Origin of the sequence: Streptomyces orinoci, assembly GCF_003121295.1 — a bacterium.
GTDB lineage: Bacteria > Actinomycetota > Actinomycetes > Streptomycetales > Streptomycetaceae > Streptomyces > Streptomyces orinoci.
In genome coordinates this window covers 83,589-109,053 of sequence record NZ_PHNC01000031.1, presented here as the reverse complement: position 1 = coordinate 109,053, position 25,465 = coordinate 83,589, and the positions used below count along the sequence as shown (strand labels likewise).

The following is a 25,465-nucleotide window of genomic DNA, read 5'->3' as shown; positions in this document are numbered from 1 at the left end:
GCCGTTGGCGTCTGCGGGTTGCCGCCCGGCGGCGGGAACCTATGGTCGGACCGTGAGCAATGACATCACCCGGCTGACCGCCGGCCCCGCCGAAGTCGCTGTGGACCGCCACGGCGGCACCCTGACCAGCCTGAAGATCCACGGCACCGAGCTCCTGCGGCAAGGAGACAAGTACGGCTGCTTCCCCATGGTCCCCTGGTGCGGCCGTACCGCCTACGCCCGCTTCCGCACCGGCGACCAGGTCCACCAGCTCCCCGTCAACCACCCCCCGCACGCCATCCATGGCACCGGCCGCGACACCTCCTGGCGCACCGTCAAGGCGGATGACACCTCCGCGGTGTTCACCTATGACCTCGCCGAACCCTGGCCGTACCCCGGCCGGGTCACCCAGACGGTGGAGCTGACCGAGGATTCCCTCACCCTCGCCATGGGGGTGGAGGCCACCGCCGACTCCTTCCCCGCCCAGGCCGGCTGGCACCCCTGGTTCCTGAGGAACCTCGGCACCGGCGGGGACGTACGGCTCGGCTTCTCCGCCGCCTGGCAGGAGGAGCGCGGCGAGGACCACATCCCCACCGGCCGCCGCATCGAGCCCCGGCCCGGCCCCTGGGACGACTGCTTCGGCATGCCCGAGGGAGTCAAGGTGACCCTCACCTGGCCGGACGCCCTGGAGCTGACCGTCAGCAGCCGCACCGAGTGGGTGGTGATCTATGACGAGCAGGAGGCGGCGGTCTGTGTGGAGCCCCAGTCCGGCCCGCCGAACGGGCTGAACACCCACCCCCGCCTGGTGACGCCCATCGATCCGCTGGAAATCAGCACCACCTTCACCTGGCGCACCCTCGCCTAAGCTCATCGGCATGACCGACGCGCGTGACGCCCTGCTTCAGCAGATCAAGGACAAGGCCGTGATCCACGGCAAGGTGACCCTCTCCTCCGGCAAGGAGGCCGACTACTACATCGACCTGCGCCGGATCACCCTGGACGCCCAGGCCGCCCCGCTGGTCGGCCAGGTGATGCTGGACGCCACCGCGGACCTGGAGTACGACGCGGTCGGCGGCCTCACCCTGGGCGCCGACCCGGTCGCCGCCTCGATGCTGCACGCGGCCGCCGCGCGGGGCCGGGAGCTGGACGCCTTTGTGGTCCGCAAGGCCCAGAAGACGCATGGCATGCAGCGCCGTATCGAGGGCCCGGACATCAAGGGCCGCCGGGTGCTGGTGGTCGAGGACACCTCCACCACCGGCGGCTCCCCGCTCACCGCCGTGGAGGCGGCCCGGGAAGCCGGCGCCGAGGTGGTGGCGGTGGCCACCATCGTGGACCGCGGCGCCGCCCAGGCCATCGCAGACGCCGGGCTGCGCTACATCAGCGCATACGGCCTGGACGACCTCGGCCTGTCCTGAACGCCGCGGGGTCCCAAGGTCTTCCGAGGTTTCACGTGAAACCTCGGAGACCTTGGAAACCCCACCCCGCCCGGCCGCCCCGCCCCAGAGTCGAACAGTCCACCTGTGGAGCAATTCGGTGAGTCTGGGAAGATGGGTCCGACGATGACCGTCGCCCCCCTTTAGGCAACGCCTAGGCAACGCCCCCTTTCAGGCAAAGAAGTCACCGCGTACATCACAAGGAGCGGACAATGCCCATCGCAACCCCCGAGGTCTACAACGAGATGCTCGACCGGGCGAAGGCAGGCAAGTTCGCCTACCCGGCCATCAACGTGACCTCGACCCAGACTCTGCACGCCGCCCTGCGCGGCTTCGCCGAGGCGGAGAGCGACGGCATCATCCAGATCTCCACCGGTGGCGCGGAGTTCCTGGGCGGCCAGTACAACAAGGACATGGTCTCCGGCGCGGTCGGCCTGGCCGAGTTCGCGCATGTGGTCGCCAAGAAGTACCCGGTGAACATCGCCCTGCACACCGACCACTGCCCCAAGGACAAGCTGGACGGCTATGTCCGTCCGCTGCTGGAGATCTCCGCGGAGCGCGTCGCCCGGGGCGAGAACCCGCTGTTCCAGTCCCACATGTGGGATGGCTCGGCCGAGACCCTCGCCGACAACCTGGCCATCGGCCAGGAGCTGCTGGCCAAGGCCGCCGCCGCCCGGATCATCCTGGAGGTGGAGATCACCCCCACCGGCGGTGAGGAGGACGGCGTCAGCCACGAGATCAACGACGAGCTGTACACCACCGTCGAGGACGCCATGCGCACCGCCGAGGCCCTGGGCCTGGGCGAGAAGGGCCGCTACCTGCTGGCCGCCTCCTTCGGCAATGTCCACGGCGTCTACAAGCCGGGCAATGTGGTGCTCCGTCCCGAGCTGCTCAAGGACCTCCAGGAGGGCGTGGCCGCCCGCTTCGGCAAGGCCGACCCCTTTGACTTCGTCTTCCACGGCGGCTCCGGCTCCACCGAGGAGGAGATCCGCACCGCGCTGGAGAACGGCGTGGTGAAGATGAACCTGGACACCGACACCCAGTACGCCTTCACCCGCCCGGTCGCGGACCACATGTTCCGCAACTACGACGGTGTGCTGAAGGTCGATGGCGAGGTCGGCAACAAGAAGACCTACGACCCGCGCAGCTGGGGCAAGCTGGCCGAGGCCGGCATGGCCGAGCGCGTCACCCGCGCCTGCGCCGACCTGCGCTCCACCGGCACCAAGCTGAAGTAGCCCCCCACACACACGGCTGAGGCCCGGCACCGTTCGCGGTGCCGGGCCTCTCGCATGGCCGTCACCCGCCCGCCGGGGGACCATCGGGGCATGAGCCGAACCGCCGGCGAAGCCGCCGTACGCCTGCGCACGCCCACCGGCCGGTATGTCCTGCTGACCGCGGTGCTCGGCTCCGGCATGGCCATGCTGGACAGCACCGTGGTCAATGTGGCCCTGCCGCATATCGGCCGGGACCTGGGTGCCGGGCTGGCGGTGCTCCAGTGGACCGTCAACGCCTACATGCTCACCCTGGCCGGGCTGATCCTGCTCGGCGGTGCGCTGGGCGACCGCTATGGCCGGCGGCGGGTGTTCGTGGTGGGCGTGGTGTGGTTCGCGCTGGCCTCGCTGCTGTGCGGGGTGGCTCCCAGCGCCGGGGTGCTGATCACCGCGCGGGCACTGCAGGGGGTGGGCGGCGCCCTGCTCACCCCCGGCTCGCTGGCCCTGATCCAGTCCGTCTTCCACCCGGACGACCGGGCGGCCGCGGTGGGTGCCTGGTCCGGACTGGGCGGGGTGGCCACCGCGGTCGGCCCCTTTCTGGGCGGCTGGCTGGTGGACGGGCCGGGCTGGCGCTGGGTGTTCCTGATCAACCTGCCGGTGGCCGCGGTCTGCGTCCCGGTGGCCCTGCGCCAGGTACCGGAGACCAGGGACCCGGCCGCGCACGGCCGCTTCGACCTACCCGGCGCGGTGCTGGGGGCGCTGGCCCTGGGCCTGGTGACCTATGCGCTGATCGCCGCCCCCGCCGCCGGTCTCTCCCCACGGGTGCTGGTCCCGGCGGTGGCCGGAGTGCTGCTGGGGGTGGTCTTCGTCCGGCTGGAGGGGCGGCGGACGGACCCCATGCTGCCGCCCGCGCTCTTCAGGATCCGGGTGTTCTCCGCGGTCAACGCGGTGACCGTGTGCGTCTACGCGGCCTTCAGCGGCTTCTTCTTCCTCTCGGTGCTGCAACTGCAGATCGTCTCCGGCTGGTCGGCGCTGGCCGCCGGTACCGCGCTGCTGCCCACCACGGTGCTGATGCTGCTGCTGTCCAGCCGGTCCGGACGGCTGGGGCAGCTGACCGGTCCCCGGCTGCCGCTGACCGTGGGCCCGCTGCTGTGTGCCGTCGGCATGCTGCTGATGGCCCGGGTGGGCGCCGGAGCGGTGTACTGGCGGGACGTCCTGCCCGGGCTGCTGGTGCTGGGCCTGGGCATGGTGACCCTGGTGGCCCCGCTCACCGCCACCGTGCTGGCCTCGGTGGAGGTCTCCCGGGCCGGGATCGCCAGCGGCATCAACAACGCCGCCGCGCGGGCGGCGGGCCTGGTGGCGGTGGCCGCGCTGCCGCTGGCCGCCGGGCTGGGCGAGAGCTCCTACCGCGACCCGGCGGCGTTCGGCAGCGGCTTCCGGCTGGCGATGATCTACTGCGCGGGCCTGCTGGTCCTGGGCTCCGCCCTCGCCTGGTTCACCATCCGGTCCCCGCGCGGCGCGGCCTGCCACCCGGAGGCCGAGTACCACTGCGGGGTGAGCGCGCCACCGCTGGATCCGGGGGACCCATGAGGCGGGGTCCTGGCCCGGTGGACAACGCCCCCGGGCGGCCGTTCACCGAACGAACCCTTCGCGGACCGGCCCATCCCGGCGCTCCGGAAATACGATGGAGCCCATGTCCATTCACGAGAACCTGCTCGGGGGACCGCCCCCCACCTACCTGCCCGACGACCCCGAGCCCCGCGAGGCGCTGGCCTCCGGTGCCGCCCCCGCCGAGGTGGCCGCCAACTACCCGGCGTCCTCGCTGGCCTGGGCCCAGCTCGCCGACGACGCCTTCGAGGCGGGCCGCACCGTGGAGTCGTACGCCTACGCCCGTACCGGCTACCACCGCGGCCTGGACGCCCTGCGCCGCAACGGCTGGAAGGGCCACGGCCCCATCCCCTTCGAGCACGAGCCCAACCGCGGTTTCCTGCGCGCCCTGCACGCCCTCGCCCGGGCCGCCCAGGCGATCGGTGAGCAGGAGGAGTACGAGCGCTGCTCGGCCTTCCTCAAGGACAGCTCCCCCACCGCCGCCGGCACCCTGGGCTGAGCGGACCTCACATGGTGCCCACGGCAGGGGTGTCAAACCCTTGCCGGGGGCCCCTCCCCGCACGATGATCGCGGCGAGACCCGGCGATCCCGGGACCAACTCCCAGGGGAGGCAGGCGAGATGACGCCCACACCACCGTCCGCATCACCGTCCGCATCGACAGGTGACACCCCCAACCTGGAGTTCACCGGCACCACCCCGTACGAGCAGTACGTACGAGCCTCGGTGCTCAGCCACCTCCAGCAACCGCTCTCCGACGACCCCGGAGAGATGTCCTTCCTGGTCACCACCCAGGTCATGGAGCTGTGGTTCACCCTGCTGGTGCATGAGTGGGAAACCGCCGCCCGCGCCCTGCGCGGTGACGATCTGCCGGCCGCGCTGGCCGCCCTGGGCCGCTCGGTGTACGAGCTCCAGTCGCTCAACGACTCCTGGAAACCGCTGGCCCATCTGACGCCCGCCCAGTTCAACCGCTACCGCTCCGCACTCGGTGACGCCTCCGGCTTCCAGTCGGCGATGTACCGGCGCCTGGAGTTCCTGCTCGGCGAGAAGTCACCGGCCATGCTGGTGCCCTACCGCCACGCCCCCGCGGTCCACGCCGAGCTGGAGAAGGCGCTGCACGAGCCCGGCCTCTACGACGAGGTGCTGCGCTGGCTGGCCCGGCGCGGCCACCCGGTGCCGGAGGCGGTGCTCGGACGGGACATGGCCGAGCGGTACACCGCCGACCCAGGTGTGGAGGCCGTCTGGCTGCGCGTCTACGCGGCCGAGGGGGCGGAGGACGGCGCGGGGGACGCGGAGGCGCTGCGGCTGGGCGAGACGCTGACCGAGATCGGCGAACTGATCTGGCGCTGGCGCAACAACCATCTGGTGGCCACCCGGCGGGCGATGGGCGCCAAGCCGGGCACCGGCGGTTCCTCGGGGGTGGCCTGGCTGGAGAAGCGGGCCACCAAGAGCGTCTTCCCCGAACTGTGGACGGCCCGCAGCCATGTCTGACCCCGCGGACTCCGGGAGCCCCGGGGACCCCGCGGCGGAGGCCGGCGCGCTGCTGGCGCTGCCCTACGCCCCGCCGGACGAGACGGTGGCCTACGGTCCGCATCCCAGCCAGGTGGTGGACCGCTATCTGCCGGGCCGCCGGGGCCGGAACGCCGGGGCACGGGTGGCCCTGCTGCACGGCGGCTTCTGGCGCGAGGCCTATGACCGCCGTCATCTGGCGCCCTGCGCAAGGGCGTTGGCGGAACTCGGCTTCGAGGTGGCGCTGGTGGAGTACCGGCGGGTGGGCGGCGGAGGCGGCTGGCCCGAGAGCTTCCTGGACGTCCGGCGGGCGGTCGGCGGCGATGGCGCTGCCGCCGGGCTGGTGGTGGGGCACTCGGCGGGCGGCCACCTGGCACTGCTGCTCGCCGCGGCCGGGGTGGCGCCGGTGGTGGCGCTGGCCCCGGTGGCCGATCTGGCCCTGGCGGACGAACTGGGGCTGAGCGGGGGCGCGGTGCGGGAGTTCCTGGGGGGTGCGGCTTGCGCGTCCGCCGATCCCATGGCGTGGCTGCCCTTGCGGGCGCCCGCCCGGCTGCTGCACGGTGCGCGGGACACGGAGGTGCCGGTCACGCTGTCCCGGCGGTTCGCGGGGGCGGCGGGGGCGCCGCTGCGGGTGCTGAGCGGTGTCGGCCACTATGCGCTGATCACGCCGGGGGCGGGGGCGTTCGGGGCGCTGGTCGCGGTCCTCGGCCACTCCCGCCGGTGAGCGGCGGGCACTAGCCTCCGCCCATGGCTGCGCATACGGCGGCTCAGGCCGCTTTCGACCCCTGGTCCGCGGAGTTCGCCGCGGACCCGTACCCCGGCTACGCCCGGCTCCGCGAGGCCGGGCGGGTGCACTGGTTCGAACCCACCCGGCAGTGGCTGGTGCCGCACCACGCGGATGTCGGCGCGCTGCTGCGCGACCGGCGGCTGGGCCGCACCTATCGGCACCGCTTCGGCCACGAGGAGTTCGGGCGCACCCCACCGCCGCCCGAGTACGAGCCCTTCACCCGGCTCAATGACAGCGGCCTGCTGGATCTGGAGGGCGCCGACCACACCCGCATACGGCGCCTGATCTCCCAGGCGTTCACCCCGCGTACGGTGGCCGGCCTGGCCCCGGCCGTCGCCCGGCTGGCCCGGGAACTGGTGGACGGGCTGCTGGCGGACGGCGGCGGCGACCTGATGAGCGAGCTGGCCGAACCGCTGCCGGTGGCCGTGATCGCCGAACTGCTGGGCGTGCCCGCCGCCGACCGGGGGCTGCTGCGGCCCTGGTCCGCGGCCATCTGCGGAATGTACGAGCTCAACCCGGACGAGGAGACCGCGCGGCGGGCGGTACGGGCGTCGGAGGAGTTCTCCGCCTATCTGTCGCAGCTGATCGCCGAGCGGCGGTCCCGCCCGGCGGACGACCTGATCAGCGGGCTGATCGCGGCCTGTGACCAGGGGGAGCGGCTGTCGGAGCACGAGGTGGTGGCCACCTGTGTGCTGCTGCTCAACGCCGGGCACGAGGCGACGGTCAACACCACCGGGAACGGGTGGTGGGCGCTGTTCCGGCACCCGGACCAGCTGGCTGCGCTGCGCGCCGACCACGGCCTGCTGCCGGGCGCCATCGAGGAGCTGATGCGCTACGACACCCCGCTTCAGCTCTTCGAGCGCTGGGTGCTGGACGATATCGAGATCGACGGGACGGTGATCCCGCGCGGCGCGGAGCTCGCCCTGCTCTTCGGTTCCGCGAACCGGGATCCGGCGGTGTTCCGGGCGCCGGAGCGGCTGGATGTCACCCGCCCCGACAACCCTCACCTCAGCCTTGGTGCGGGCATCCACTACTGCTTGGGCGCACCGCTGGCCCGCCTCGAACTCGCCGCGTCCTTCGGCGAATTGCTCCGCCGCGCGCCGGGGCTCCGGCTGATTGCCGAGCCCTCCTGGAAACGGGGCTTTGTCATACGCGGCCCCCGCGAATTGCTCATCGAACTCTGACCAGGGTGCCCCCTCCAGGGGCGCGGGGAATCGCCGGGCGCCCCATCAGGGGCGCGGGGAACTGCGCGAACGGCCGACGACGGCCCGCAGCCGAAAGCGAACCCGTAACCGAAACGGCGCCACCCTCATTCCGGCTGACTTCACGTGCGGCCCGCCGCCGGCTGGTCGGGCAGTTCCCCGCGCCCCTAAAGGGGCGCACCCGGCAAACCTCCGGGGAGCAAACTAGGGCGCACCCGGCAGGACGAGGCGCCACCCCTCCGGGACAGCCGTCCACGTGCGAACCCGCACCGGCCCCCGGGCGTGATTGTCCGCGCGGTAGCGGAAACCGGGACCGGAAACGGTCACCGAACGAGCCCGGCACCGTAGCGGATCCTCCACCCCCAGCGGATGGACCTCCACCTCCGCCAGCCCCTCCACCGCGGACACCGCCACCCGCCCCACCGCCTGCCCCGGCTCCGCCAGCAGCACCCCGTCCGCCACCACCCGCAGCTCCGCAGAGCCCGTCCGGGCCCGGTACCGGACCGTGGGGCGGGACAGCAGGGCCAGCGCACCCCGCGCCGTGGGCCGCCACCAGGGCCGGGCCGGGGCCGGGAGGGCGGGCCCGTACGGCGCGGAGGAACCGGCCGGCACCCACAGCCCGCCCAGCACCACCCCGTCCCCGTCATCGGCCAGCAGCCCCAGCCGCCGTTCCGTACCCTCCAGCACCGCCCGGGCCGCGGCCACCGCGCCCAGCGGGACGCCCAGGGCCCGGGCCACCGAGACCGCCTCCGGTGGCCCCACCGGCACCCAGGCCAGCGGCGTCCCGTCCAGCTCCCGCTGCCGGTGCAGCCAGCCGACCACGCGCAGTAATGCCCGGTCGTCGCCGATCATCACGATCCGCCGCCGGCCGCGCCGGGCCACCGCCCGGACGGTCTCCTGCGGACCGTTGGGGAGGCAGATCTTCGCCGCCGCCCCACCGCACAGCACGTCCCTGGCGATCCGTACGGATTCGCCGTCCATGCGCCGGGCGACCGGGTCGATGACGACGAGCAGCTGCCGTCCGGTCGGGTCTGCAGCCGACACGTTCGTCCTTCCTCAGGTAACCTCTCGGTGCAAGAGCCCCTGTCGCTGTTGCGCCAGGGGCTTCGTCTATCCGGGGCACCGGTTCGACGGCTCTGGCGGTGGTGCGCACCCAAAACCAAGCGCTGACACCACCCTGTGCACGTTGGACATGCCCCGCCCGGAAGGGGTGTACGCCTGTGCCCGCACTTGTGCTGCTCGGTGCTCAGTGGGGTGACGAGGGCAAGGGAAAGGCCACCGACCTGCTCGGTGGTTCCGTTGACTATGTAGTGCGCTACCAAGGTGGCAACAACGCCGGCCACACGGTGGTCGTCGGCGACCAGAAGTACGCGCTGCACCTCCTCCCCTCCGGAATCCTTTCGCCGGGATGCACCCCGGTGATCGGCAATGGCGTGGTCGTCGACCCGGCGGTCCTGCTCTCCGAGCTGAGCGGGCTGAACGAGCGTGGCGTAGACACGTCCAAGCTGCTGATCAGCGGTAACGCCCACCTGATCACCTCGTACCACACCACCATCGACAAGGTGACCGAGCGCTTCCTGGGCAAGCGCAAGATCGGCACCACCGGCCGGGGCATCGGTCCGACCTACGCGGACAAGATCAACCGGGTGGGCATCCGGGTCCAGGACCTCTACGACGAGTCCATCCTCACCCAGAAGGTGGAGGCGGCCCTGGACTTCAAGAACCAGGTGCTGGCCAAGCTGTACAACCGCCGCGCCATTGAGCCGCAGCGGATCGTGGAGGAGCTGCTGGGCTACGCCGAGCAGATCAAGCCCTTTGTCGCGGACACCACGCTGATCCTCAACAACGCCATCGACGAGGGCAAGGTCGTCCTCTTCGAGGGCGGCCAGGGCACCCTGCTGGATGTGGACCACGGCACGTACCCGTTCGTCACCTCCTCCAACCCGACCGCGGGCGGTGCCTGCACCGGCGCGGGCGTGGGCCCGACCAAGATCAACCGGGTGATCGGCATCCTCAAGGCGTACACCACCCGCGTGGGCGCCGGTCCGTTCCCCACCGAGCTGTTCGACGAGGACGGCGAGAAGCTGCGCGTCATCGGCGGCGAGCGCGGTGTCACCACCGGCCGGGACCGCCGCTGCGGCTGGTTCGACGCGGTGATCGCCCGCTATGCGACCCGGGTCAACGGTCTGACCGACTTCTTCCTCACCAAGCTGGATGTGCTCACCGGCTGGGAGCAGATCCCGGTCTGCGTGGCCTATGAGATCGACGGCAAGCGGGTGGAGGAACTCCCGTACAGCCAGACCGACTTCCACCACGCGAAGCCGGTGTACGAGATGCTGCCGGGCTGGAGCGAGGACATCTCCAAGGCGAAGTCCTTCGCCGAACTGCCCAAGAACGCGCAGGCGTACGTCAAGGCGCTGGAGGAGATGTCGGGCGCGCCGATCTCCGCGATCGGCGTGGGCCCGGGCCGGGACGAGACGATCGAGATCAACTCGTTTCTGTCCTGAGTACGGTTCTGATCGGTTTCCGGTGACGTGACGTGACCGGGTGACCGAACGCGCGTGGCCGACGGGTCGGGTTGACCCGTCGGCCACGGTTGTATCCGGTGCGCCTGCGCCGCCGACGCGGGGTAGCGCTTCGCACGGCGGCGGCTGCTCGCTTCTTGTGCCAGAGTGCGGTCAACACTGTGAAGCAAGGAGACCGAGAAGCCCATGCCGATCAGACGCCCGATAACCGAGCGGCAGCGGCGCCTGGGGGTGGAGCTGCGCAAGATGCGTGAGCGCATCGGCCTGTCGTTGACCGAGGCGGCCGCCCTGCACCGGGTGAACAAGACCACGCTCAGCAACACGGAGTCCGCTCGCTTCGGCGTGAGCGCCGACCGTGTCCGGGTCTGGGCCGCCAACTACCAGTGCGCCGACCGCAGATACATCGAGGCGCTCGCCGAGATGGCACGGGAGCGCGGACCGCGCTGGTGGGACGAGCACCGTGAAACGATGACGGCGACCGCGCTGGATCTCGCGGAGCTTGAGCATCATGCGGTCGCGCTGCGGAACGTACAGATCACTCATCTGCCGGGCCTTCTGCAGCACGAGGAATATGTGCGTGCCGTATTCCGGGAGGCGGTGCCGACGCTGGCGCCGGAGGACTTTGAACACAAGGTTGCGTTTCGCATGCGGCGACGTGCCGTCCTGGACCGGCCGAACCCGCCGGACTGTTTGTTTCTCGTCCACGAAGCGGCTCTGCGCATGAGGTTCGGCAGCTTGAAGGTGACCAGATGCCAACTGGACTACCTGCTTGAGCAATCGGAGCGGGAGAACGTCAGGGTCCGCGTCGTTCCCTTCTCGGCCGGCGGGTTTCCCAGCGCGGGCAGCTCCGCTCTCTATGTATGCGGGCCGGTGCAACAGCTGGACACCGTGCAGCTGGACGTTCCCACGGGATCGACATTCCTGCATGCGGAGACTCACCTTGAGAACTACCGTGAGGTGTTGAAGCGAACCGAAGCACGGTCGCTCGAACCGGACCGTTCACGGGACTTTATCCGTGAGGTGATGCATGAGCTATGAAAGCGGGATGAGGGTGGAAATGGATTGGCAAAAGTCGTCGTTCTCTGAACAGGGCGACAACTGTCTTGAGCTGGCTGCGAGCAGCGGTGCCGTGCTCCTGCGGGAAAGTGACGAGCCGGACTTTGTGATCGCTGCTCCCGTCCGAGGCGTTGGTGGCCTCCTCGCAAGCCTCAAGGCGGCCGGAAGTGTCGCGCTGCCCTACTGAACCCTCCCTGTTCGGAGCTTTTCGAGCCCTTGCTGTCGGCGGAGCATGCTCATGTCGCTAACTGGCATATGCCGGTTCACTGTTCGTGACGCATAAATGTTGATGAGCTAGGCGCGATGCGGCTACGGTCTCAACTCGACGCCGTGCACCGAGGGTTGTCCGGCGTTCACATGCAAAGCGCCCCGGCGGCGTGTGCGCGCCCCGGGGCCGGCCAACGCCGCATAGGAGCGTCAGCGTGCCCAACCGTACCGTTCGAGCCCTGCAACGAACATTCAGCCCCCTCCTCGCCCTGCTCTTCCCTGCTACCGGCGCCCGCCGCCTCGGCCGTCCGCTCTCGCCAGTCGGCGGTCGTCCCGCCACCGGACATCGCCCTCAGGCGCCGCAACCACCCCAAACCGCCTCCGGCCTCCGCCTCCTCGTCCGGGCCCTCACCCCGCCCCGCCTCCCCGCCGGGCGGCAGCCGTACCTCAACTCACCGCATGCCGCCCCCACTTGGCACCGCACCGCGCCCCTCATCCGCCCTTACTACGTCACACACGAACAACGCGAGCGCCGCACCGCCCTCGCGCTCGCCCTCGACGGCATCGATGTCGGCCCATGGGTGATCCACGGTCACCGCATCGGTACCCCGGCTCCGGCGGCCACGCCAATTCGCCAGGCGGTGGCGGCCTGATGGGAACCCCGCAGCCCCACACCCCCTACGGGCTCCGCATCAGCCGAGTGCCCTGCAAGCCCGTACACCGGGACGAGGACGGCAACCTCACCATCCCCCTCTGGCTGGAACGCGACGGCAGATTCGACGCCGATCTCTCGCTCCGGCTCTCGCCCGCCGAGGCGGAACACCTCCATGCGCAGCTCTGCCGGGCCCTCGACGGTATGCCCGTGACGACACCGCCCGCCCACACTCCGGATTGCCGCAGGGACGTGCGCGGCAGCAGGGGCGTGCACTGGCCGTAGCTGGTTCGTCCCTCCACGCCCCGGCGGAACTGCCCCCTCGCCCGGTTCCGCGCTCACCGCGGGACCGGGCCGTTCCTCGCCCAACAGCGTCCGGCAGACGGGCACTTGGTGCCGTCAATCCCCCCCGGAGGCCCCCCGCATGCCTGATCAGCGCGGCGCCTTCCGCATTCTGTACACACCCGACGAGGGCGGTTACAACGCTTTGGAGCCGGTCACCGGCACAACCAGCTGGGGGCAGGACTTCGCGGAGGCCAAGGCGCTGATCACCGAGGCTCTGGAGCTGTACCGCGCCGAGGCCGGGTTGAACAAGCTTGGGTGCGCACCCCGCGAGGGGGACATCCGACGTACCAGGGGATCGTGCGCCCCTCCCGGCCCATAAGACGGCCCGTCCTGGCAGAGGCGTGTCACCCACCCGGATGACCGGCCGGCAAAGGAGACCGGCCGCCGTCGGCAGTCGGCAAAGCTGGCCTTCGACTGGAGGGGAGTGCACCATGACGGTCATGGCCGAACGCGCGTCGCACATGCTGGTCGAGGAGTTCGAGCAGATCGCCTCCGCCGCGCCCGAGACCGTCATGTTGGAGTTCATCAATGGACGGATCGGGGAGAAACGCGTGGCGGACGGTGATCATGGCGCGATCATCATGTGGCTGCTCAGGCAGTGCATGCAGGCCCGTCCCGAACTCGACCTCAACCCGACGCAAGGTCTGAAAGTCGAGGGATACCGTAAGGGCCGCGCTCGTCCGGACGCCTCTCTCGCGCCGGTCGCGCACTTCGCGGGGCAGGGTGAATGGGCGGAGCCGGCGGGAGTGCTGATGGTTGTGGAGGTCACGTCGTTCGACGGGGACACCAATGACCGCGACCGGATCGAGAAGCCGGATGCCTATGCCGCTGCGGGCATCCCGGTCTATCTGCTGATCGACCGCGATTCCTGCGAGGTCGTCGTCTTCAACAACCCGGACGCCAAGCGCGGGTGCTACCGGGATCTCCACCGCGCCCCCTTCGGTGACCGGGTCGCCCTCCCCGGCCCCGTGGGCATCACCCTCGACACGGAGATCCTCAAGAACTACGTGAGCTGATACGCGCCGCGTGCCCTCACCCCGCCCGCCGGTACACCAGCGACGCGTCCTTGGTCCCGGTGTCCGTGAAGTCGCGCCGCATCCGGCCGTCCGGCAGCAGCACCAGGTCGGAGGGGGAGCCGGGCTGGCAGGCGGAGGCGGGGCTGGCCTGGACCACGCTGGAGGGGCCCAGGTGCAGCGGGGTGCCGCCGGTGCCCCCGCCGTTGACGGTGGCGCTCCAGGCGCAGGTGTAGGCGGTGCCGTCGTCCAGGAAGCCGCTGCCCTGGATGCGGGCGGTGTCCTGCCCAATGGTGATGGTGCGGCTGCTGTGACCGCCATGGGTGTCGAAGCCGGACTGCCAGACCCCCAGGAAGTCCTGGGCGGTGCCGGTGACGGGGGTGGCGCTCTGCGTCGGCGTGGTGCCATGGGTGGGGGAGACGGTGGCGGAAACGGTGGGCGAGGGGCTCGGCGCGGCCTGGGTGGTGCCATGGTGCCGGAGCAGATAGACCGTTCCGGCCCCGGCCAGCACCCCGAGCACGGCAATCGCCACCAGCAGATACGACCGCCGGGGGCGCTCTTGGGCGGGCGGCGGCTGGTGGACCACGGTCGGCGGGTGCCAGACCGGCGCCACGGGCGGGGCGGCGGTCATGGTGGGCGGCTGGGCGGGGTGGCCGACCTGGGTGGGCGCCTCGGAGGGCGGCACCGGTGCGCCGGGCTCCTCCAGCTCCAGCAGCTGGGCGGCGTGCCGCCCCAGCTGGGCCACCAGCGCGCCGGGCAGCCAGGGGTCGCCGCCGCGCAGCCCGTCCAGCGCCTCCCGCGACCCGGGGCGCTCCAGCAACTGCCCGGGGGTGGGCCGCCGGTCCGGGTCCTTGGCCAGCATGGAGGCGACCAGCGGGCGCAGGCTCTCCGGGACCCGGTCCAGGTCCGGCTCCTCCTCGGCGATCCGGAACATCAGGGCGTGCACCCCGCTGTCGGCGGTGCCGAAGGGGGACAGCCCGGTGGCGGCGAAGGCCAGCACCGAGCCCAGGCAGAAGATGTCGCTGGCCGGGGTCACCGGCCGGCCCCGTACCTGCTCGGGGGACATAAAGCCGGGGGAGCCGACCGGCGCCCCGGTGCGGGTCAGTCCGCTGCCGGTCACCGCGTCCAGGGCGCGGGCGATACCGAAGTCGATCACCCTGGGCCCGTCCAGGGTGATCAGCACGTTGGAGGGCTTGAGGTCCCGGTGCACCAGCCCGGCGGCGTGCACGGACTCCAGGGCCCGCGCCAGGGCGGCGGCCAGGATCCGTACGCTGCGCTCGGGCAGCGGCCCGTACTCCTCCACCACCTGGGTCAGCGAGGGCCCGGCTATATAGCCGGTGGCCACCCAGGGGATCTCCGCCTCGGTGTCGGCGTCCAGCACCGGCGCCGTCCACTCGCCGCCCACCTGCCGGGCGGCGCTGACCTCCTGGCGGAAGCGGCGGCGGAACTCCTCCTGCCCGGCCAGCTCCGGCCGGACCAGCTTGACCGCCACCGTGCGGCCCCGGTCCGAGCGGGCCAGGTACACCCGGCCCATGCCGCCCGCGCCGAGCCGGCCGAGCAGTCGGTATCCGCCCAGCGTCCGCGGATCATCGGGCGACAACGCTTCCATGGACGTCCGCACTCCTTCAACACCCCCGTGCCCCCGTGTTCGTCGATGCGGAGAATAGCCGGACGCCGAAGGGGCCGGAGCCCCGCGTGCGAAACGCGGAGCCCCGGCCCCTGCCGAGCCGGTGCCGACGGGCGGTCAGGACGGGACGATGTTCTCCGCCTGCGGGCCCTTGTGACCCTGGGTGATGTCAAAGGTCACCTTCTGGCCCTCGGTCAGTTCCCGGAAGCCATGGGTGGCGATGTTGGAGTAGTGGGCGAAGACGTCGGCGCCGCCGCCGTCCTGCTGGATGAAGCCGAAGCCCTTCTCCGAGTTGAACCACTTCACGGTGCCAGTAGCCAAGGCGAACTCCTCGATGGTGGGGGGATGGTGAGTGCCGTTTGGGAAAGATCGGAAAGTGCTTGAAAGAGAAGAGCGCCCGAGGTCTCGGACCGTCAGGCGCAGAGGACTTGGGGTTCCATAACTGCGAACCGCGGACGACCGTAGCACGTGAAATACCGGTGAATCGGTATTTGTCCCGGATGAGTTGCCGGTGGCGTGCCCCGGCACTCTGTCGGCGGTCTGCCGGGCTCCCCGACACTGTGCCGGTACCGGGCGGTCGCGCTGATCCCTAGGCTGTGCCTGCCGCCGCCGCCCCCGAACCCTCGAACGCCCGGGTCCCGCCGAGTTCCGCTGCGTCCCCCTGCATCCCCGGCCCCCGAGCCCCGCAGAGTCCCCCGAATCCCCGACCCCCCGAGGACCGACCGTGAGCACGCTCCCCGCCACCGGCGCCGCGGTGAAGGCCGCCGACCGCAGGCATGTCTTCCACTCCTGGTCCGCCCAGGGCCTGATCGACCCGCTGGCGGTGGCCGGCGCCGAGGGCTCGTACTTCTGGGACCACGACGGCAACCGCTATCTGGACTTCTCCTCCCAGCTGGTCAACACCAACATCGGCCACCAGCACCCCAAGGTGGTCGCCGCCATCCAGGAGCAGGCCGGCCGGCTGTGCACCATCGCCCCCGGCTTCGCGGTGGACGTACGGGCCGAGGCCGCCCGGCTGGTCGCCGAGCGCACCCCCGGTGACCTGGACAAGATCTTCTTCACCAATGGCGGGGCCGAGGCGGTGGAGAACGCGGTGCGGATGGCCCGGCTGCACACCGGCCGCCCCAAGGTGCTCAGCGCCTACCGCTCGTACCACGGCGCCACCGCCGCCGCCATCAACCTCACCGGTGACCCCCGGCGCTGGCCCTCCGACACCGCCTCGGCCGGGGTGGTGCACTTCTGGGGCCCGTTCCTCTACCGCTCCCACTTCCACGCCACCGGCCAGGAGCAGGAGTGCGAGCGGGCGCTGGCGCACCTGGAGGAGGTGGTCGCCTTCGAGGGGCCGCAGACGGTGGCCGCGATCATCCTGGAGACCGTGGTGGGCACCGCGGGCGTCCTGGTGCCGCCGGCCGGTTATCTGGCGGGCGTGCGGGAGATCTGCGACCGGTACGGGATTGTCTTCATCCTGGACGAGGTGATGTCCGGGTTCGGCCGCACCGGCGCCTGGTTCGCCGCCGACCACTGGCGGGTCACCCCCGACCTGCTCACCTTCGCCAAGGGCGTCAACTCCGGCTATGTGCCGCTGGGCGGAGTGGCCATCTCCGCGGAGATCGCCGCCACCTTCGACAAGCGCCCCTACCCCGGCGGTCTGACATATTCCGGCCATCCGCTGGCCTGTGCCTCAGCGGTGGCCACCATCAACGCCATGGCCGAGGAGGGCATCGTGGAACACGCCGCCCACCTGGGCGAGCACCTCCTCGGCCCCGGCCTGCGGGAGCTCGCCGAGCGCCACCCCTCGGTGGGCGAGGTACGCGGCCTGGGCGTCTTCTGGGCCCTGGAACTGGTCAAGGACCGCACCACCCGCGAGCCCCTGGTCCCGTACAACGCCGCAGGTGAGGACAACGCCCCGATGGCCGCCTTCGCCGCCGCCTGCCGCAAGGGCGGACTATGGCCCTTCGTCAATATGAACCGCCTCCATGTGGTGCCGCCCTGCACCCTCACCGAGGACGAGGCCCGCGCCGGCCTGGCGATTCTGGACGAGGCCCTCACGGTGGCCGACGCCCACACCACCGGCTGACCCCGGCCACCCGACCGTACACACGAGCGACCGCCCTCGCCTATCTTGTTGCGGGGGCCGTTCGCATGCCCGCGGACGGTCAGGGGATCGACGACTCGGCAAGAGGGGGCCAGGCACCATGCCCGGCAGCGACGCTGTCAAGCGCACCACCCTGCGCTCGCAGATCGCGGACGCCCTGCGCGAGGAGGTGATCGCCGGACGGCTTCCGGCGGGCCGCCAGTTCACCGTCAAGGAGATCGCCGAGAGCTATGGCGTCTCCGCCACCCCGGTCCGTGAGGCGCTGCTCGACCTGTGCTCCCAGGGCCTGCTCGATGTGGAGCTGCACAAGGGCTACCGGGTACGCGAGTTCTCGTACACCGACTTCCTGGCCATGATGGAGGCCCGCCGGATGATGTTCGAGGGCATGTTCCGGCATGCCATCGAACGGGCCGTCAATGGCGCCGGCCCCGAGGTGCTGGCCTCGGTACGCCGCCGCGCGGACGAGGCGGCCCGCGCCGCCTCGGCCGGGGAACTGGACGTCCTCATCGGCTACGACCTGCGGTTCTGGGGCGAGTTCGCGGCGCTGGTGGGCAACCCCTATGTGGCCGGCTTCCTGGCCAGGGTGCGGGTGCAGAGCTGGGTCTTTATGGTGCCGCTGCTGCGCCGGGTGCCGGACCTGCGCGGACGGCTGTGGCGCGGCCACCCCGAGATGGTCCAGGCCCTGGCCCGGCGGGACTCGGCCGAGGTGATGCGGCTCACCCTGGACTACAACGACCACGCACTGGCCCTGATCGAGTCACTGGCCGGTTCCTGAACCACGCTCACCCCCCGGACGGCACTACGCTGGCCCGACCATCTCACTATTGACCCCATTGGCGAGAATGTCCCATCGGCGAGAACGAGAGTGAGCTCACGTGGCCTGTGACCTGTGGCTGGTCCCCCTTGTCGATGTGCTCTGCCACAGCCCCGACAATCCCTTCGCCGAGGAGATCGCGGCCTATGACAAGGCGCTGGGCGACGCGGGGCTGCCGCCGGTTCCGGTCTTCGGCTATGTGCCCGGCCTGTCCGGGGGCGTGGCCCCGGTGGCCGCCTTCGACTATGACGCCCTGCACTTCCTGCGCCGCGCCCATCTGCTCAACCTGTGCGGGCTGTCGGTGACCCCGGTGGACGAACTGGGCGGGGACTACGAGCAGTTGCTGGAGATGTTCGAGCCCACGGCGCAGCAGTCCCATCTGGTCTGGCACTTCGACCATGCCGGTGCGTACGTTCCGGTGGACTTCGCCCATCCGCTGTCCAACGAGGAACTGCTGGACGGCGGCGGGCCGTTGGGATCCAGCCATGGTCTGCTGCGTGAACTGCACCAGGTGGCCCCGGTGTTGGGCATCGACCCGGACAACCCGCCCGCGCCGCCGGCCGCGCCGGACCGTCCCACCACGCTGGAGGAGCGGGCGGCGCCTGGCCCGGACGAGGACGGGCCCTTCGCCCGGGAACGGCATGTCTGGCTGGGCTTGCATGCGGCGGCTACGCGCAGCTTGGCTCAGGGGTCGATGATTGTGTTCAGCTGAACGCATGGCGAAGGGGGCGCGGTTGGCGCGTTTTCGGGTGCGGGTTGGTTGTGGCTGGTCGCGCCCACGTGGCGGAGCCGCATGGTCATCGGAGCCCCGCGCCCCTGGCGGGGCGCCCTACCGAGGCGACTCCGGCGGCCGCTGCCGGGGCATGTTCGGCCGCGACCCCGGCGGCAGCGGAAACCGCCCAACGGGCCCCCCGTTCTCGCCCCTTGGCCCCCAGGACACCAGGGACTGGGTCAGCAGCGGCGCGGGCCCGGCCCGGAACTCCACCATCCAGTCCGCCGTTTCGGCCCGTACCAGCTCCGAGACGTCCTCGGAGAACCGGCGCAGTACGGACAGACAGCGCTCCGCCGCCTCGCTGGCCGTACCCTCCGTAGGGCCCAGCACCTCCCGTACACACTCCGACGCCCAGTCGAACTGCAGCGCCTCCAGGCGCCGTTGCACCGCCTGGGAGGTGGCCACCGCGCGCATCCAGCCGGTGGTCAGCCCGAAATAGCGGTCACAGGCCACACAGGCCACCGCGCCCAGCAGCGCCAGGAACGCCCAGGACCCGGTGTGCACCGCCCGGGTCAGCTCCAGCAGCGGCAGCGCCGCACCCACCACCGCGAAGACCGCCGCGCTCACCCGGAGTCCGCGTGCCCAGCGCCGTTTCCAGGCGCGGTCGGCCAAGTACCAGTCGGCCAGATAGATCGCGCCGTCCTCCACCCATCGGTACAGCTCGTCAAGACGCTGAGCGGGTTCCCCCCAGTCGCCGAGCGGGAAGGTCCTGCCGCGCAGGTCGCCACGGTGCCTCCCGCCTTGCTCCGTGGGGAGCCCTTCGGGCTGCATCTCAGGCTGGCTCACCCCTGCACTCCCTCTGTCGCCGCTGCGTACTACCCGTGACACCGGCCTCATTCCTACCGCCGAACGGCTGGGTTTGGGGCCGGATCCGGCCTTTGCCGCCCGTAAGTGCAGCGGATTCGGATATGAGCGCACTTCGGGCCACTCGAAAGAGTGGTCACCGACCGTATCGGAGCCGGTGGCCCGGGCGGGAGTTGATCAACCGGAGAGGCAATAGGGTGAGCCCCGTGAAGGTCCTCGTCATCGGCGGCGGCGCCCGCGAACACGCCCTGTGCCGCTCCCTGTCCCTCGACCCCGACGTCACCGCCCTGCACTGCGCGCCCGGCAACGCCGGCATCGCGGAAGTCGCCGAACTGCACCAGGTGAACCCCCTGGACGGCGCGGCCGTCGCCGATCTCGCCGTCGCGCTGGACGCCGGCCTGGTGGTGGTCGGCCCGGAGGCCCCGCTGGTGGCGGGGGTGGCCGACGCGGTGCGCGAACGCGGCATCCCGGTCTTCGGCCCCTCCGCGCGGGCGGCCGAGCTGGAGGGCTCCAAGGCCTTCGCCAAGTCCGTGATGGCCTCCGCCAATGTGCCCACCGCCCGCAGCTATGTCTGCACCACCCCGGAGGAGATCGACGAGGCGCTGGACGCCTTCGGCGCCCCCTATGTGGTCAAGGACGACGGCCTGGCGGCCGGCAAGGGCGTGGTGGTCACCGAGGATCTGGCGGCGGCCCGGGAGCACGCGCTGGCCTGTGACCGGGTGGTGATCGAGGAGTATCTGGACGGCCCCGAGGTCTCCCTGTTCGCGGTCACCGACGGCGAGACCGTGCTGCCGCTGCAGCCCGCCCAGGACTTCAAGCGGGCGCTGGACGGCGACCAGGGCCCCAACACCGGCGGCATGGGCGCCTACTCCCCGCTGCCCTGGGCCGACCCCAAGCTGGTGGAGGAGGTGCTGCAGAGCGTTCTGCAGCCCACCGTGGACGAACTGCGCCGGCGCGGCACCCCCTTCGCCGGGCTGCTCTACGCGGGGCTGGCGATCACCTCGCGCGGGGTGCGGGTGATCGAGTTCAATGCGCGCTTCGGCGACCCGGAGACCCAGGTGGTGCTGGCCCGGCTGAAGACCCCGCTGTCCGGGCTGCTGCTGGCCGCCGCGACCGGCTCGCTGGCCGCCCTGCCGCCGCTGCGCTGGAGCGAGGAGGCGGCCGTCACCGTGGTGGTGGCCGCGCACAACTACCCCGGCACCCCGCGCACCGGCGATGTGATCGAGGGCCTGACGGAGGCGAACCAGGCCGAGGGAGCGTACGTCCTGCACGCGGGCACCGCCCGGGACGACTCCGGCGCGGTGGTCGGCGCGGGCGGCCGGGTGCTCTCGGTGACCGCCACCGGCGAGGACCTGGCCGTGGCGCGGGAACGGGCATACCGGGCGGTCTCCCGCATCCGGCTGGCCGGCTCCCACCACCGCACGGACATCGCGGCGAAGGCGGCGGAAGGCCGGGCCAAGGCTGATCGCGCCGGGTAGCCGGGCGGATGGGTGGGCGGAATACGCGCCGCAGGCGCATGCCCACCCACGACGCCCCGGCAAACGCACCCACCTTTCCCCAAAGCCATCCCATCGAGTGACCACCCCGCCAACCGGCTGACGTAGCCCCCACCCCCAACTACCGTGCGGCGCAAGCCGTCCGTCCACTGGCCCACCGGCATTGCGATGTCCGAACCCGGTGCCACAGTGGTGGATGGACCACGACGGCAGACCGCACGACGCCACGGAAGGCGAGGGGGTGATCGATCACATGGCAGCCACCGAAAGCGCTGAAAACGGCGGGGGTACGCACACCGCCCGTACCCGCGCCCTGGCCGTGCTGCGGGTACGCGGCACCGCGGTGGCCGTCGCCCTGCTGCCGGCCGCCGTCGCCGTGGTGCTGCTGGTCGGCACTCTCACCGGCCGGATCCCGGACGGCAGCGTGGGCGATGCCATCCGCCCGGCGGTGAGCGCCGCCGCGCTGGCCGCCCTGGCGCTGGCCGCGGTGGTGGCCGTGGTGGTGGCCAGGGCCAGACCGGCCCTCAGCCCCACCGTGGCGATCCCCGAGGAGACCGCCCCCGACCTCTACCGCCTGGTACGCGACCTCGCCGACCGGCTGGAGGTGCCGGCCCCCTCCGCCATAGCCCTCACCCCCGACTGCGACAGCTGGCTGGAGGACCGTACCCACCCCGCGCACGGCCGCCGGACCGGCCGCCGGCGGCGGGCGGCCACCGCCCCCGTGCTGGTGATCGGCTCGCCCTTCCTGTGGTGGATGCGGGTCGCCGAGCTACGCGCCCTGCTGGCCCCCGTGGTGGCCGGCACCGGCCCGGCCGCCCACCCCGACATAGCCGCCGCCCGCCGCTTCGTCCGGGGCCTGGACGCCGCCGTGGCCGTCGCGGCGAGCAGGCCCCACCTGGCGTTCGTGGGCTGGGTCGCCCGGCTGCTGCTGCGCTCCTGCCGGGAGCACGCCGCCGAGATGGAACGCGGGGTGGCCACCGCCGCCTCCGAGCGGGCCCAGGCGGTGGACTACGGCCTGCGGATCGTCGCCCAGGAACAGGTCGGCCTCGCCTACGCCGGCTGGGACCGGCTGCTCAACCGGGTCGCCCTGCCCGCCTGGCGGATGGGCCGCTGGCCCTCCCGGCTGGACGCGGGCGTGGTCTCCGCGCTCACCGAGCTCTCCCGCCGGGACCGCCTCGCCGAGGGCTTCACCTCCCGGCTGGGCGAGCGCCCCGCCTGTGACCTGCTGGAGGAGCCCGGCCTGATCGACGAGGCCGCCTCCCTGCTGGCCGCCCGGCTCTTCCACGGCGGCCCGGCCGAGCCGGGCCCCGGCTGGGCCCCGGTCAGCTGGAGCCAGTACCCGGAGGAGGTCGTGGACCGCACCTGGCGGCTGGAGGCCGCCCGGCTGCACCGCGTCCTGGACGACATCGCCGCCACCGGCGCCGCCCCGGACGCCGCCTCCGCCGCCTGCACCACCCCGGTGGCCCCCACCGTGGCCCGGGTCCTGGACCGGCTCACCGGCCCCGCGGCCGGCGGCATAGGAGAAGAACTGGAGGCCAGACTGAGCGCCGAGGTGGCCCGGGAGGCGAGCCGGCTGGCCGCGGGCCGCACCGGGGCCGGTGCCCTCCGGATGGACGGCCTGGCCCCGCTCTTCCCCCTCCAGCCGCCGCGCAGCGGCCGGGAGCTGCTCACCGACCATGTCACCGCCATGGTCTGCTGCGCCGCCGTGGACACCGCCGGCGCCACCCCCGGCCTGGACTGGCTGGACGGCCCCGCCCTCCTCATCGGCGGCGCCCGCCGCGCGGATCTGCTGCGCTCCGTCCACAGCCTGATCGACGACGGCGATGGCGAGCCCCTGCGCGCCTGGCTGGGCGAGGTGGGCGTCCGCCCGGAAAAACCGGTCCGGCTGGCGTGACCGTCCCTCCCTCTCCCCGGCCCGCCCCAGCCCCGCCAGCGGCCCCCTCGCCCGCCGGGCCAACCCCGGCAGCGTCCCTCCTCTCCGCCGGGCCACCCCCGGCCCCGGCCCCCGACCGGAGCCGGATCAAGCCGAACCCCTCCCCGCCCGGCCCGGTGGCCCCCCCGCCATCCGGCGCGATCCCCAAGTGCCGGGAAGGGGCCGACGCGGACCGCGCGCCGGGCCCCGCCCGGATCGCCGGCTTTGCCGGGGAGGCCGCCGTCGCCCCCGGGGAGTGCCTCGACCTGCGGGTCACCACCGAGCCGCCGCAGCCCTTCACCGTGCATATCCACCGGGTCGGCCACTACCCGGGGCACCCCACCGCCGAGGTGGCCGTCAGCCCCCGGCTGCCGGGGCTGGCGCAGCCGGAGCCGCTGGTGGCGGGCCGTACCGCCGCCTGCCATCACTGGTGGCTCTCCTGGCGGCTGCGCATCCCGCGGGACTGGCGGCCGGGCGCCTATCTCGCCGAGCTCAGAGCCGCCGACGGGCAGCGCGGCTACGTCCCCTTCACCGTCCGCGACGGCGGGCCCGGCGACCTCCTGCTGGTGCTGCCGGACCTCAGCTGGCAGGCCGCCAACGCCTACCCGGAGGCGGGGGGCCCGGGCCATGAGCCGCCCGCCACCCTCTCCCTGGACCGCCCCTACGCGGGCGACGGCCGCCCGGCCGGCCTGGCCGCGGTGCACGACTTCATCCGCTGGGCCGAGCGCCTGGGCTACGACCTGGCCTACGCCCACGGCCACGACCTGCACTCCGGCCGGATCGACCCGGGCCGCTACCGGGGCCTGGTCTTCCCGGGGTGCCACACCTACTGGACGGCTCCCATGCGACAAGCCGTGGAGCAGGCCCGTGATGTGGGCACCTCGCTGGTCTTCCTGTCCGCCGGCACCCTCAACCGCCGGGCGGAGCTGGCCCCCTCCCCGGCCGGTCCGGACCGGCTGCTGGTCCGCCGCGGCCGGCGCCCGCTGTGGCGCGACGCGGGCCTGCCCGAGCAGCAGCTGCTGGGCATCCAGTCGGCGGGCCGGGTGCCCGCACCGGCCCCGCTGGTGGTCCGCAACTCCGGCCACTGGCTGTGGGAAGGCACCGGCACCGCCGAAGGCGAGGAACTGCCCGGCCTGGTGACCGGCGAGGCCGACCGCTACCACCCGCGCACCGCGCTGCCCCCGCACACCGAGCGCGTCCTGCTCGCCCACTCCCCGTACCGGGACGCCAAGGGCACCCGCCGCCACCAGGAAACCTCCCTCTACCGGGCCCCCGGTGGCGCCCTGGTCTTCGCCGCCGGCACCCATGGCTGGACCCGGGCCCTGGACCGCCCCGGCCATGCCGACCCCAGGATCCAGCGGGCCACCGCCAACCTTCTGGACCACATCTGCAAACGGGTGTGACCCCGCCTGGCAGGGCACCCGCCGCCATACGGCAGAATTCCAGTGCGTTTGGACAAACCACCAGGAGGACGCGTGTCCGGATTCGTCGAGAAGCCCGAACCCGTGGAGGTGCCGGGCCTTGTGCATCTGCACACCGGAAAGGTCCGCGACCTCTACCGCACCGAGAGCGGGGAGCTGGTGATGGTCGCCAGCGACCGGATGTCCGCCTATGACTGGGTGCTGCCCACCGAGATCCCCGACAAGGGCCGGGTCCTCACCCAGCTCTCCCTGTGGTGGTTCGAGCGCCTCGCCGACCTGGTGAGCCACCATGTGCTGACCACCGAGCTGCCGCCCGGCGCCCCCGCCGACTGGGCCGGGCGCACCCTGATCTGCCGCTCGCTCGAGATGCTCCCGGTGGAGTGCGTGGCCCGCGGCTATCTGACCGGCTCCGGCCTGGCGGAGTACCGGCAGACCCGCACCGTCTGCGGCCTGGCCCTGCCCGAGGGCCTGACCGACGGCTCCGAGCTGCCCTCGCCGATCTTCACCCCGGCCGCCAAGGCGGAGGTCGGCGAGCATGACGAGAACGTCTCCTACGAGGAGGTGGCCCGCGCGGTCGGCGCCGAGACGGCCCACCGGCTGCGCCAGGCCACCCTCGCCGTCTACAGCCGGGGCCGGGAGATCGCCCGTGAGCGGGGCATCATCCTGGCCGACACCAAGTTCGAGTTCGGCTTCGACGGCGAGGACCTGGTGCTGGCCGACGAGGTGCTCACCCCGGACTCGTCCCGCTTCTGGCCCGCCGACCAGTGGCAGCCGGGCCGTCCGCAGCCCTCCTTCGACAAGCAGTACGTCCGCGACTGGCTGAGCTCCCCGGAGTCCGGCTGGGACCGCCATGGCCAGCTGCCGCCGCCGGAGCTGCCGCCCGCCGTGGTGGAGCAGACGCGCGCCCGCTATATCGAGGCGTATGAGCGCATCACCGGCCTGCACTGGGCCTGATCGCCCGGCCGGGCCAACGGCCGCCGCAACGCCGAAGGCCCCGGT

Annotated in this window: 26 protein-coding genes; 22 read left to right on the top strand and 4 right to left on the bottom strand. The window is 72.2% G+C overall.

Translation table 11 applies throughout. From position 1 onward, the window contains the following. Positions 1 to 52 precede the first annotated feature (52 nt). From CV755_RS22485 to CV755_RS22450, 8 genes are all read left to right on the top strand, one after another. Positions 53 to 844, top strand: coding sequence for an aldose epimerase family protein (locus CV755_RS22485; protein WP_109282107.1), 792 nt, complete (start codon positions 53 to 55; stop codon positions 842 to 844). Between the two features lie 10 nt (positions 845 to 854). Then, positions 855 to 1,394 (top strand): orotate phosphoribosyltransferase, encoded by a 540-nt coding sequence (pyrE, locus tag CV755_RS22480; protein WP_109282106.1) that lies wholly within the window; start codon positions 855 to 857, stop codon positions 1,392 to 1,394. Positions 1,395 to 1,624: 230 nt separating this feature from the next. After that, positions 1,625 to 2,647 (top strand): class II fructose-bisphosphate aldolase, encoded by a 1,023-nt coding sequence (gene fbaA / locus CV755_RS22475; protein WP_109282105.1) that lies wholly within the window; start codon positions 1,625 to 1,627, stop codon positions 2,645 to 2,647. A gap of 90 nt (positions 2,648 to 2,737) precedes the next feature. Beyond that, entirely contained in the window at positions 2,738 to 4,213 is a 1,476-nt protein-coding gene (locus CV755_RS22470) for a DHA2 family efflux MFS transporter permease subunit (protein ID WP_241561356.1), read from the top strand. Positions 4,214 to 4,316: 103 nt separating this feature from the next. After that, positions 4,317 to 4,730 carry a DUF3151 domain-containing protein gene (locus CV755_RS22465; RefSeq protein ID WP_109283453.1) on the top strand — a complete coding sequence of 138 codons (414 nt, stop codon included), beginning with the start codon at positions 4,317 to 4,319 and terminating at the stop codon, positions 4,728 to 4,730. Between the two features lie 120 nt (positions 4,731 to 4,850). Then, positions 4,851 to 5,720, top strand: a complete 870-nt coding sequence (locus tag CV755_RS22460; RefSeq protein WP_109282103.1) for a tryptophan 2,3-dioxygenase — start codon at positions 4,851 to 4,853, stop codon at positions 5,718 to 5,720. Further along, a complete protein-coding gene (locus CV755_RS22455; RefSeq protein ID WP_109282102.1) occupies positions 5,713 to 6,462 on the top strand; it encodes an alpha/beta hydrolase family protein in 750 nt (249 codons plus the stop codon). The genes CV755_RS22460 and CV755_RS22455 overlap by 8 nt, the downstream gene beginning before the upstream one ends. Before the next feature lie 23 nt (positions 6,463 to 6,485). Continuing rightward, positions 6,486 to 7,709, top strand: a complete 1,224-nt coding sequence (locus CV755_RS22450) for a cytochrome P450 (RefSeq protein ID WP_109282101.1) — start codon at positions 6,486 to 6,488, stop codon at positions 7,707 to 7,709. Positions 7,710 to 7,931: 222 nt separating this feature from the next. On the opposite strand, the gene CV755_RS34735 is transcribed toward CV755_RS22450, so the two are convergent. Beyond that, positions 7,932 to 8,771: a diacylglycerol kinase gene (locus tag CV755_RS34735; protein WP_161968729.1), complete on the bottom strand. Its 840-nt coding sequence runs from the start codon at positions 8,769 to 8,771 to the stop codon at positions 7,932 to 7,934. Between the two features lie 176 nt (positions 8,772 to 8,947). Here CV755_RS34735 and CV755_RS22435 point away from each other — a divergent pair, with 176 nt between their 5' ends. From CV755_RS22435 to CV755_RS22410, 7 genes are all read left to right on the top strand, one after another. Then, positions 8,948 to 10,234 carry an adenylosuccinate synthase gene (locus CV755_RS22435; protein WP_109282100.1) on the top strand — a complete coding sequence of 429 codons (1,287 nt, stop codon included), beginning with the start codon at positions 8,948 to 8,950 and terminating at the stop codon, positions 10,232 to 10,234. Positions 10,235 to 10,438: 204 nt separating this feature from the next. Beyond that, positions 10,439 to 11,290 (top strand): Scr1 family TA system antitoxin-like transcriptional regulator, encoded by an 852-nt coding sequence (locus tag CV755_RS22430; protein WP_109282099.1) that lies wholly within the window; start codon positions 10,439 to 10,441, stop codon positions 11,288 to 11,290. Next, positions 11,280 to 11,495, top strand: coding sequence for a DUF397 domain-containing protein (locus tag CV755_RS22425; protein ID WP_241561355.1), 216 nt, complete (start codon positions 11,280 to 11,282; stop codon positions 11,493 to 11,495). Before CV755_RS22430 ends, CV755_RS22425 begins: the two co-directional genes overlap by 11 nt. A 235-nt stretch (positions 11,496 to 11,730) precedes the next feature. After that, on the top strand, positions 11,731 to 12,168 hold the full coding sequence (locus CV755_RS34320) for a hypothetical protein (RefSeq protein ID WP_153068737.1): 438 nt from the start codon (positions 11,731 to 11,733) through the stop codon (positions 12,166 to 12,168). Further along, the gene (locus CV755_RS22420) at positions 12,168 to 12,452 is read left to right on the top strand and encodes a hypothetical protein (protein WP_109282097.1); all 285 of its coding nucleotides are present in this window, start codon (positions 12,168 to 12,170) and stop codon (positions 12,450 to 12,452) included. Before CV755_RS34320 ends, CV755_RS22420 begins: the two co-directional genes overlap by 1 nt. Positions 12,453 to 12,591: 139 nt before the next feature. After that, on the top strand, positions 12,592 to 12,831 hold the full coding sequence (locus tag CV755_RS22415) for a hypothetical protein (RefSeq protein WP_109282096.1): 240 nt from the start codon (positions 12,592 to 12,594) through the stop codon (positions 12,829 to 12,831). A gap of 112 nt (positions 12,832 to 12,943) precedes the next feature. After that, positions 12,944 to 13,528: a Uma2 family endonuclease gene (locus tag CV755_RS22410; RefSeq protein WP_109282095.1), complete on the top strand. Its 585-nt coding sequence runs from the start codon at positions 12,944 to 12,946 to the stop codon at positions 13,526 to 13,528. 16 nt (positions 13,529 to 13,544) lie between these two features. Here CV755_RS22410 and CV755_RS22405 read toward each other — a convergent pair whose 3' ends face one another. Continuing rightward, the gene (locus CV755_RS22405; protein WP_109282094.1) at positions 13,545 to 15,134 is read right to left on the bottom strand and encodes a serine/threonine-protein kinase; all 1,590 of its coding nucleotides are present in this window, start codon (positions 15,132 to 15,134) and stop codon (positions 13,545 to 13,547) included. 135 nt (positions 15,135 to 15,269) lie between these two features. After that, positions 15,270 to 15,473 (bottom strand): cold-shock protein, encoded by a 204-nt coding sequence (locus CV755_RS22400; RefSeq protein ID WP_109282093.1) that lies wholly within the window; start codon positions 15,471 to 15,473, stop codon positions 15,270 to 15,272. Positions 15,474 to 15,876: 403 nt separating this feature from the next. Here CV755_RS22400 and CV755_RS22395 point away from each other — a divergent pair, with 403 nt between their 5' ends. The 3 genes from CV755_RS22395 (at position 15,877) to CV755_RS22385 (ending at position 18,773) form a co-directional block, all read left to right on the top strand. Next, on the top strand, positions 15,877 to 17,229 hold the full coding sequence (locus CV755_RS22395; protein WP_109282092.1) for an aspartate aminotransferase family protein: 1,353 nt from the start codon (positions 15,877 to 15,879) through the stop codon (positions 17,227 to 17,229). 118 nt (positions 17,230 to 17,347) lie between these two features. After that, entirely contained in the window at positions 17,348 to 18,022 is a 675-nt protein-coding gene (locus tag CV755_RS22390) for a GntR family transcriptional regulator (protein ID WP_109282091.1), read from the top strand. A gap of 100 nt (positions 18,023 to 18,122) precedes the next feature. Then, the gene (locus CV755_RS22385; protein WP_109282090.1) at positions 18,123 to 18,773 is read left to right on the top strand and encodes a hypothetical protein; all 651 of its coding nucleotides are present in this window, start codon (positions 18,123 to 18,125) and stop codon (positions 18,771 to 18,773) included. Between the two features lie 117 nt (positions 18,774 to 18,890). Here CV755_RS22385 and CV755_RS22380 read toward each other — a convergent pair whose 3' ends face one another. Further along, the gene (locus CV755_RS22380) at positions 18,891 to 19,619 is read right to left on the bottom strand and encodes an SLATT domain-containing protein (RefSeq protein WP_193553458.1); all 729 of its coding nucleotides are present in this window, start codon (positions 19,617 to 19,619) and stop codon (positions 18,891 to 18,893) included. Between the two features lie 224 nt (positions 19,620 to 19,843). Between CV755_RS22380 and purD the strand changes: the two genes are divergently transcribed. From purD to CV755_RS22360, 4 genes are all read left to right on the top strand, one after another. Beyond that, positions 19,844 to 21,115, top strand: a complete 1,272-nt coding sequence (purD, locus tag CV755_RS22375; RefSeq protein ID WP_109283452.1) for a phosphoribosylamine--glycine ligase — start codon at positions 19,844 to 19,846, stop codon at positions 21,113 to 21,115. Between the two features lie 271 nt (positions 21,116 to 21,386). After that, positions 21,387 to 23,027: a hypothetical protein gene (locus tag CV755_RS22370; protein WP_109283451.1), complete on the top strand. Its 1,641-nt coding sequence runs from the start codon at positions 21,387 to 21,389 to the stop codon at positions 23,025 to 23,027. After that, positions 23,024 to 24,448: a N,N-dimethylformamidase beta subunit family domain-containing protein gene (locus CV755_RS22365; RefSeq protein WP_422070583.1), complete on the top strand. Its 1,425-nt coding sequence runs from the start codon at positions 23,024 to 23,026 to the stop codon at positions 24,446 to 24,448. The genes CV755_RS22370 and CV755_RS22365 overlap by 4 nt, the downstream gene beginning before the upstream one ends. Positions 24,449 to 24,520: 72 nt before the next feature. After that, a complete protein-coding gene (locus CV755_RS22360) occupies positions 24,521 to 25,420 on the top strand; it encodes a phosphoribosylaminoimidazolesuccinocarboxamide synthase (RefSeq protein ID WP_109282087.1) in 900 nt (299 codons plus the stop codon). Positions 25,421 to 25,465: the final 45 nt, after the last annotated feature.

What these genes read in the sequence shown, in the direction of transcription:
- CV755_RS22415 (WP_109282096.1), top strand. Translation starts at nt 12,592, where the DNA reads ATGCCTGATCAGCGCGGCGCCTTCCGCATTCTGTACACACCCGACGAG.
- fbaA (WP_109282105.1), top strand. Translation starts at nt 1,625, where the DNA reads ATGCCCATCGCAACCCCCGAGGTCTACAACGAGATGCTCGACCGGGCG.
- CV755_RS22470 (WP_241561356.1), top strand. Translation starts at nt 2,738, where the DNA reads ATGAGCCGAACCGCCGGCGAAGCCGCCGTACGCCTGCGCACGCCCACC.
- CV755_RS22460 (WP_109282103.1), top strand. Translation starts at nt 4,851, where the DNA reads ATGACGCCCACACCACCGTCCGCATCACCGTCCGCATCGACAGGTGAC.
- CV755_RS22420 (WP_109282097.1), top strand. Translation starts at nt 12,168, where the DNA reads ATGGGAACCCCGCAGCCCCACACCCCCTACGGGCTCCGCATCAGCCGA.
- CV755_RS22465 (WP_109283453.1), top strand. Translation starts at nt 4,317, where the DNA reads ATGTCCATTCACGAGAACCTGCTCGGGGGACCGCCCCCCACCTACCTG.
- CV755_RS22390 (WP_109282091.1), top strand. Translation starts at nt 17,348, where the DNA reads ATGCCCGGCAGCGACGCTGTCAAGCGCACCACCCTGCGCTCGCAGATC.
- CV755_RS22450 (WP_109282101.1), top strand. Translation starts at nt 6,486, where the DNA reads ATGGCTGCGCATACGGCGGCTCAGGCCGCTTTCGACCCCTGGTCCGCG.
- CV755_RS22455 (WP_109282102.1), top strand. Translation starts at nt 5,713, where the DNA reads ATGTCTGACCCCGCGGACTCCGGGAGCCCCGGGGACCCCGCGGCGGAG.
- CV755_RS22430 (WP_109282099.1), top strand. Translation starts at nt 10,439, where the DNA reads ATGCCGATCAGACGCCCGATAACCGAGCGGCAGCGGCGCCTGGGGGTG.
- CV755_RS22405 (WP_109282094.1), bottom strand. Translation starts at nt 15,134, where the DNA reads ATGGAAGCGTTGTCGCCCGATGATCCGCGGACGCTGGGCGGATACCGA.
- CV755_RS22370 (WP_109283451.1), top strand. Translation starts at nt 21,387, where the DNA reads ATGGCAGCCACCGAAAGCGCTGAAAACGGCGGGGGTACGCACACCGCC.
- CV755_RS22425 (WP_241561355.1), top strand. Translation starts at nt 11,280, where the DNA reads ATGAGCTATGAAAGCGGGATGAGGGTGGAAATGGATTGGCAAAAGTCG.
- CV755_RS22410 (WP_109282095.1), top strand. Translation starts at nt 12,944, where the DNA reads ATGACGGTCATGGCCGAACGCGCGTCGCACATGCTGGTCGAGGAGTTC.
- pyrE (WP_109282106.1), top strand. Translation starts at nt 855, where the DNA reads ATGACCGACGCGCGTGACGCCCTGCTTCAGCAGATCAAGGACAAGGCC.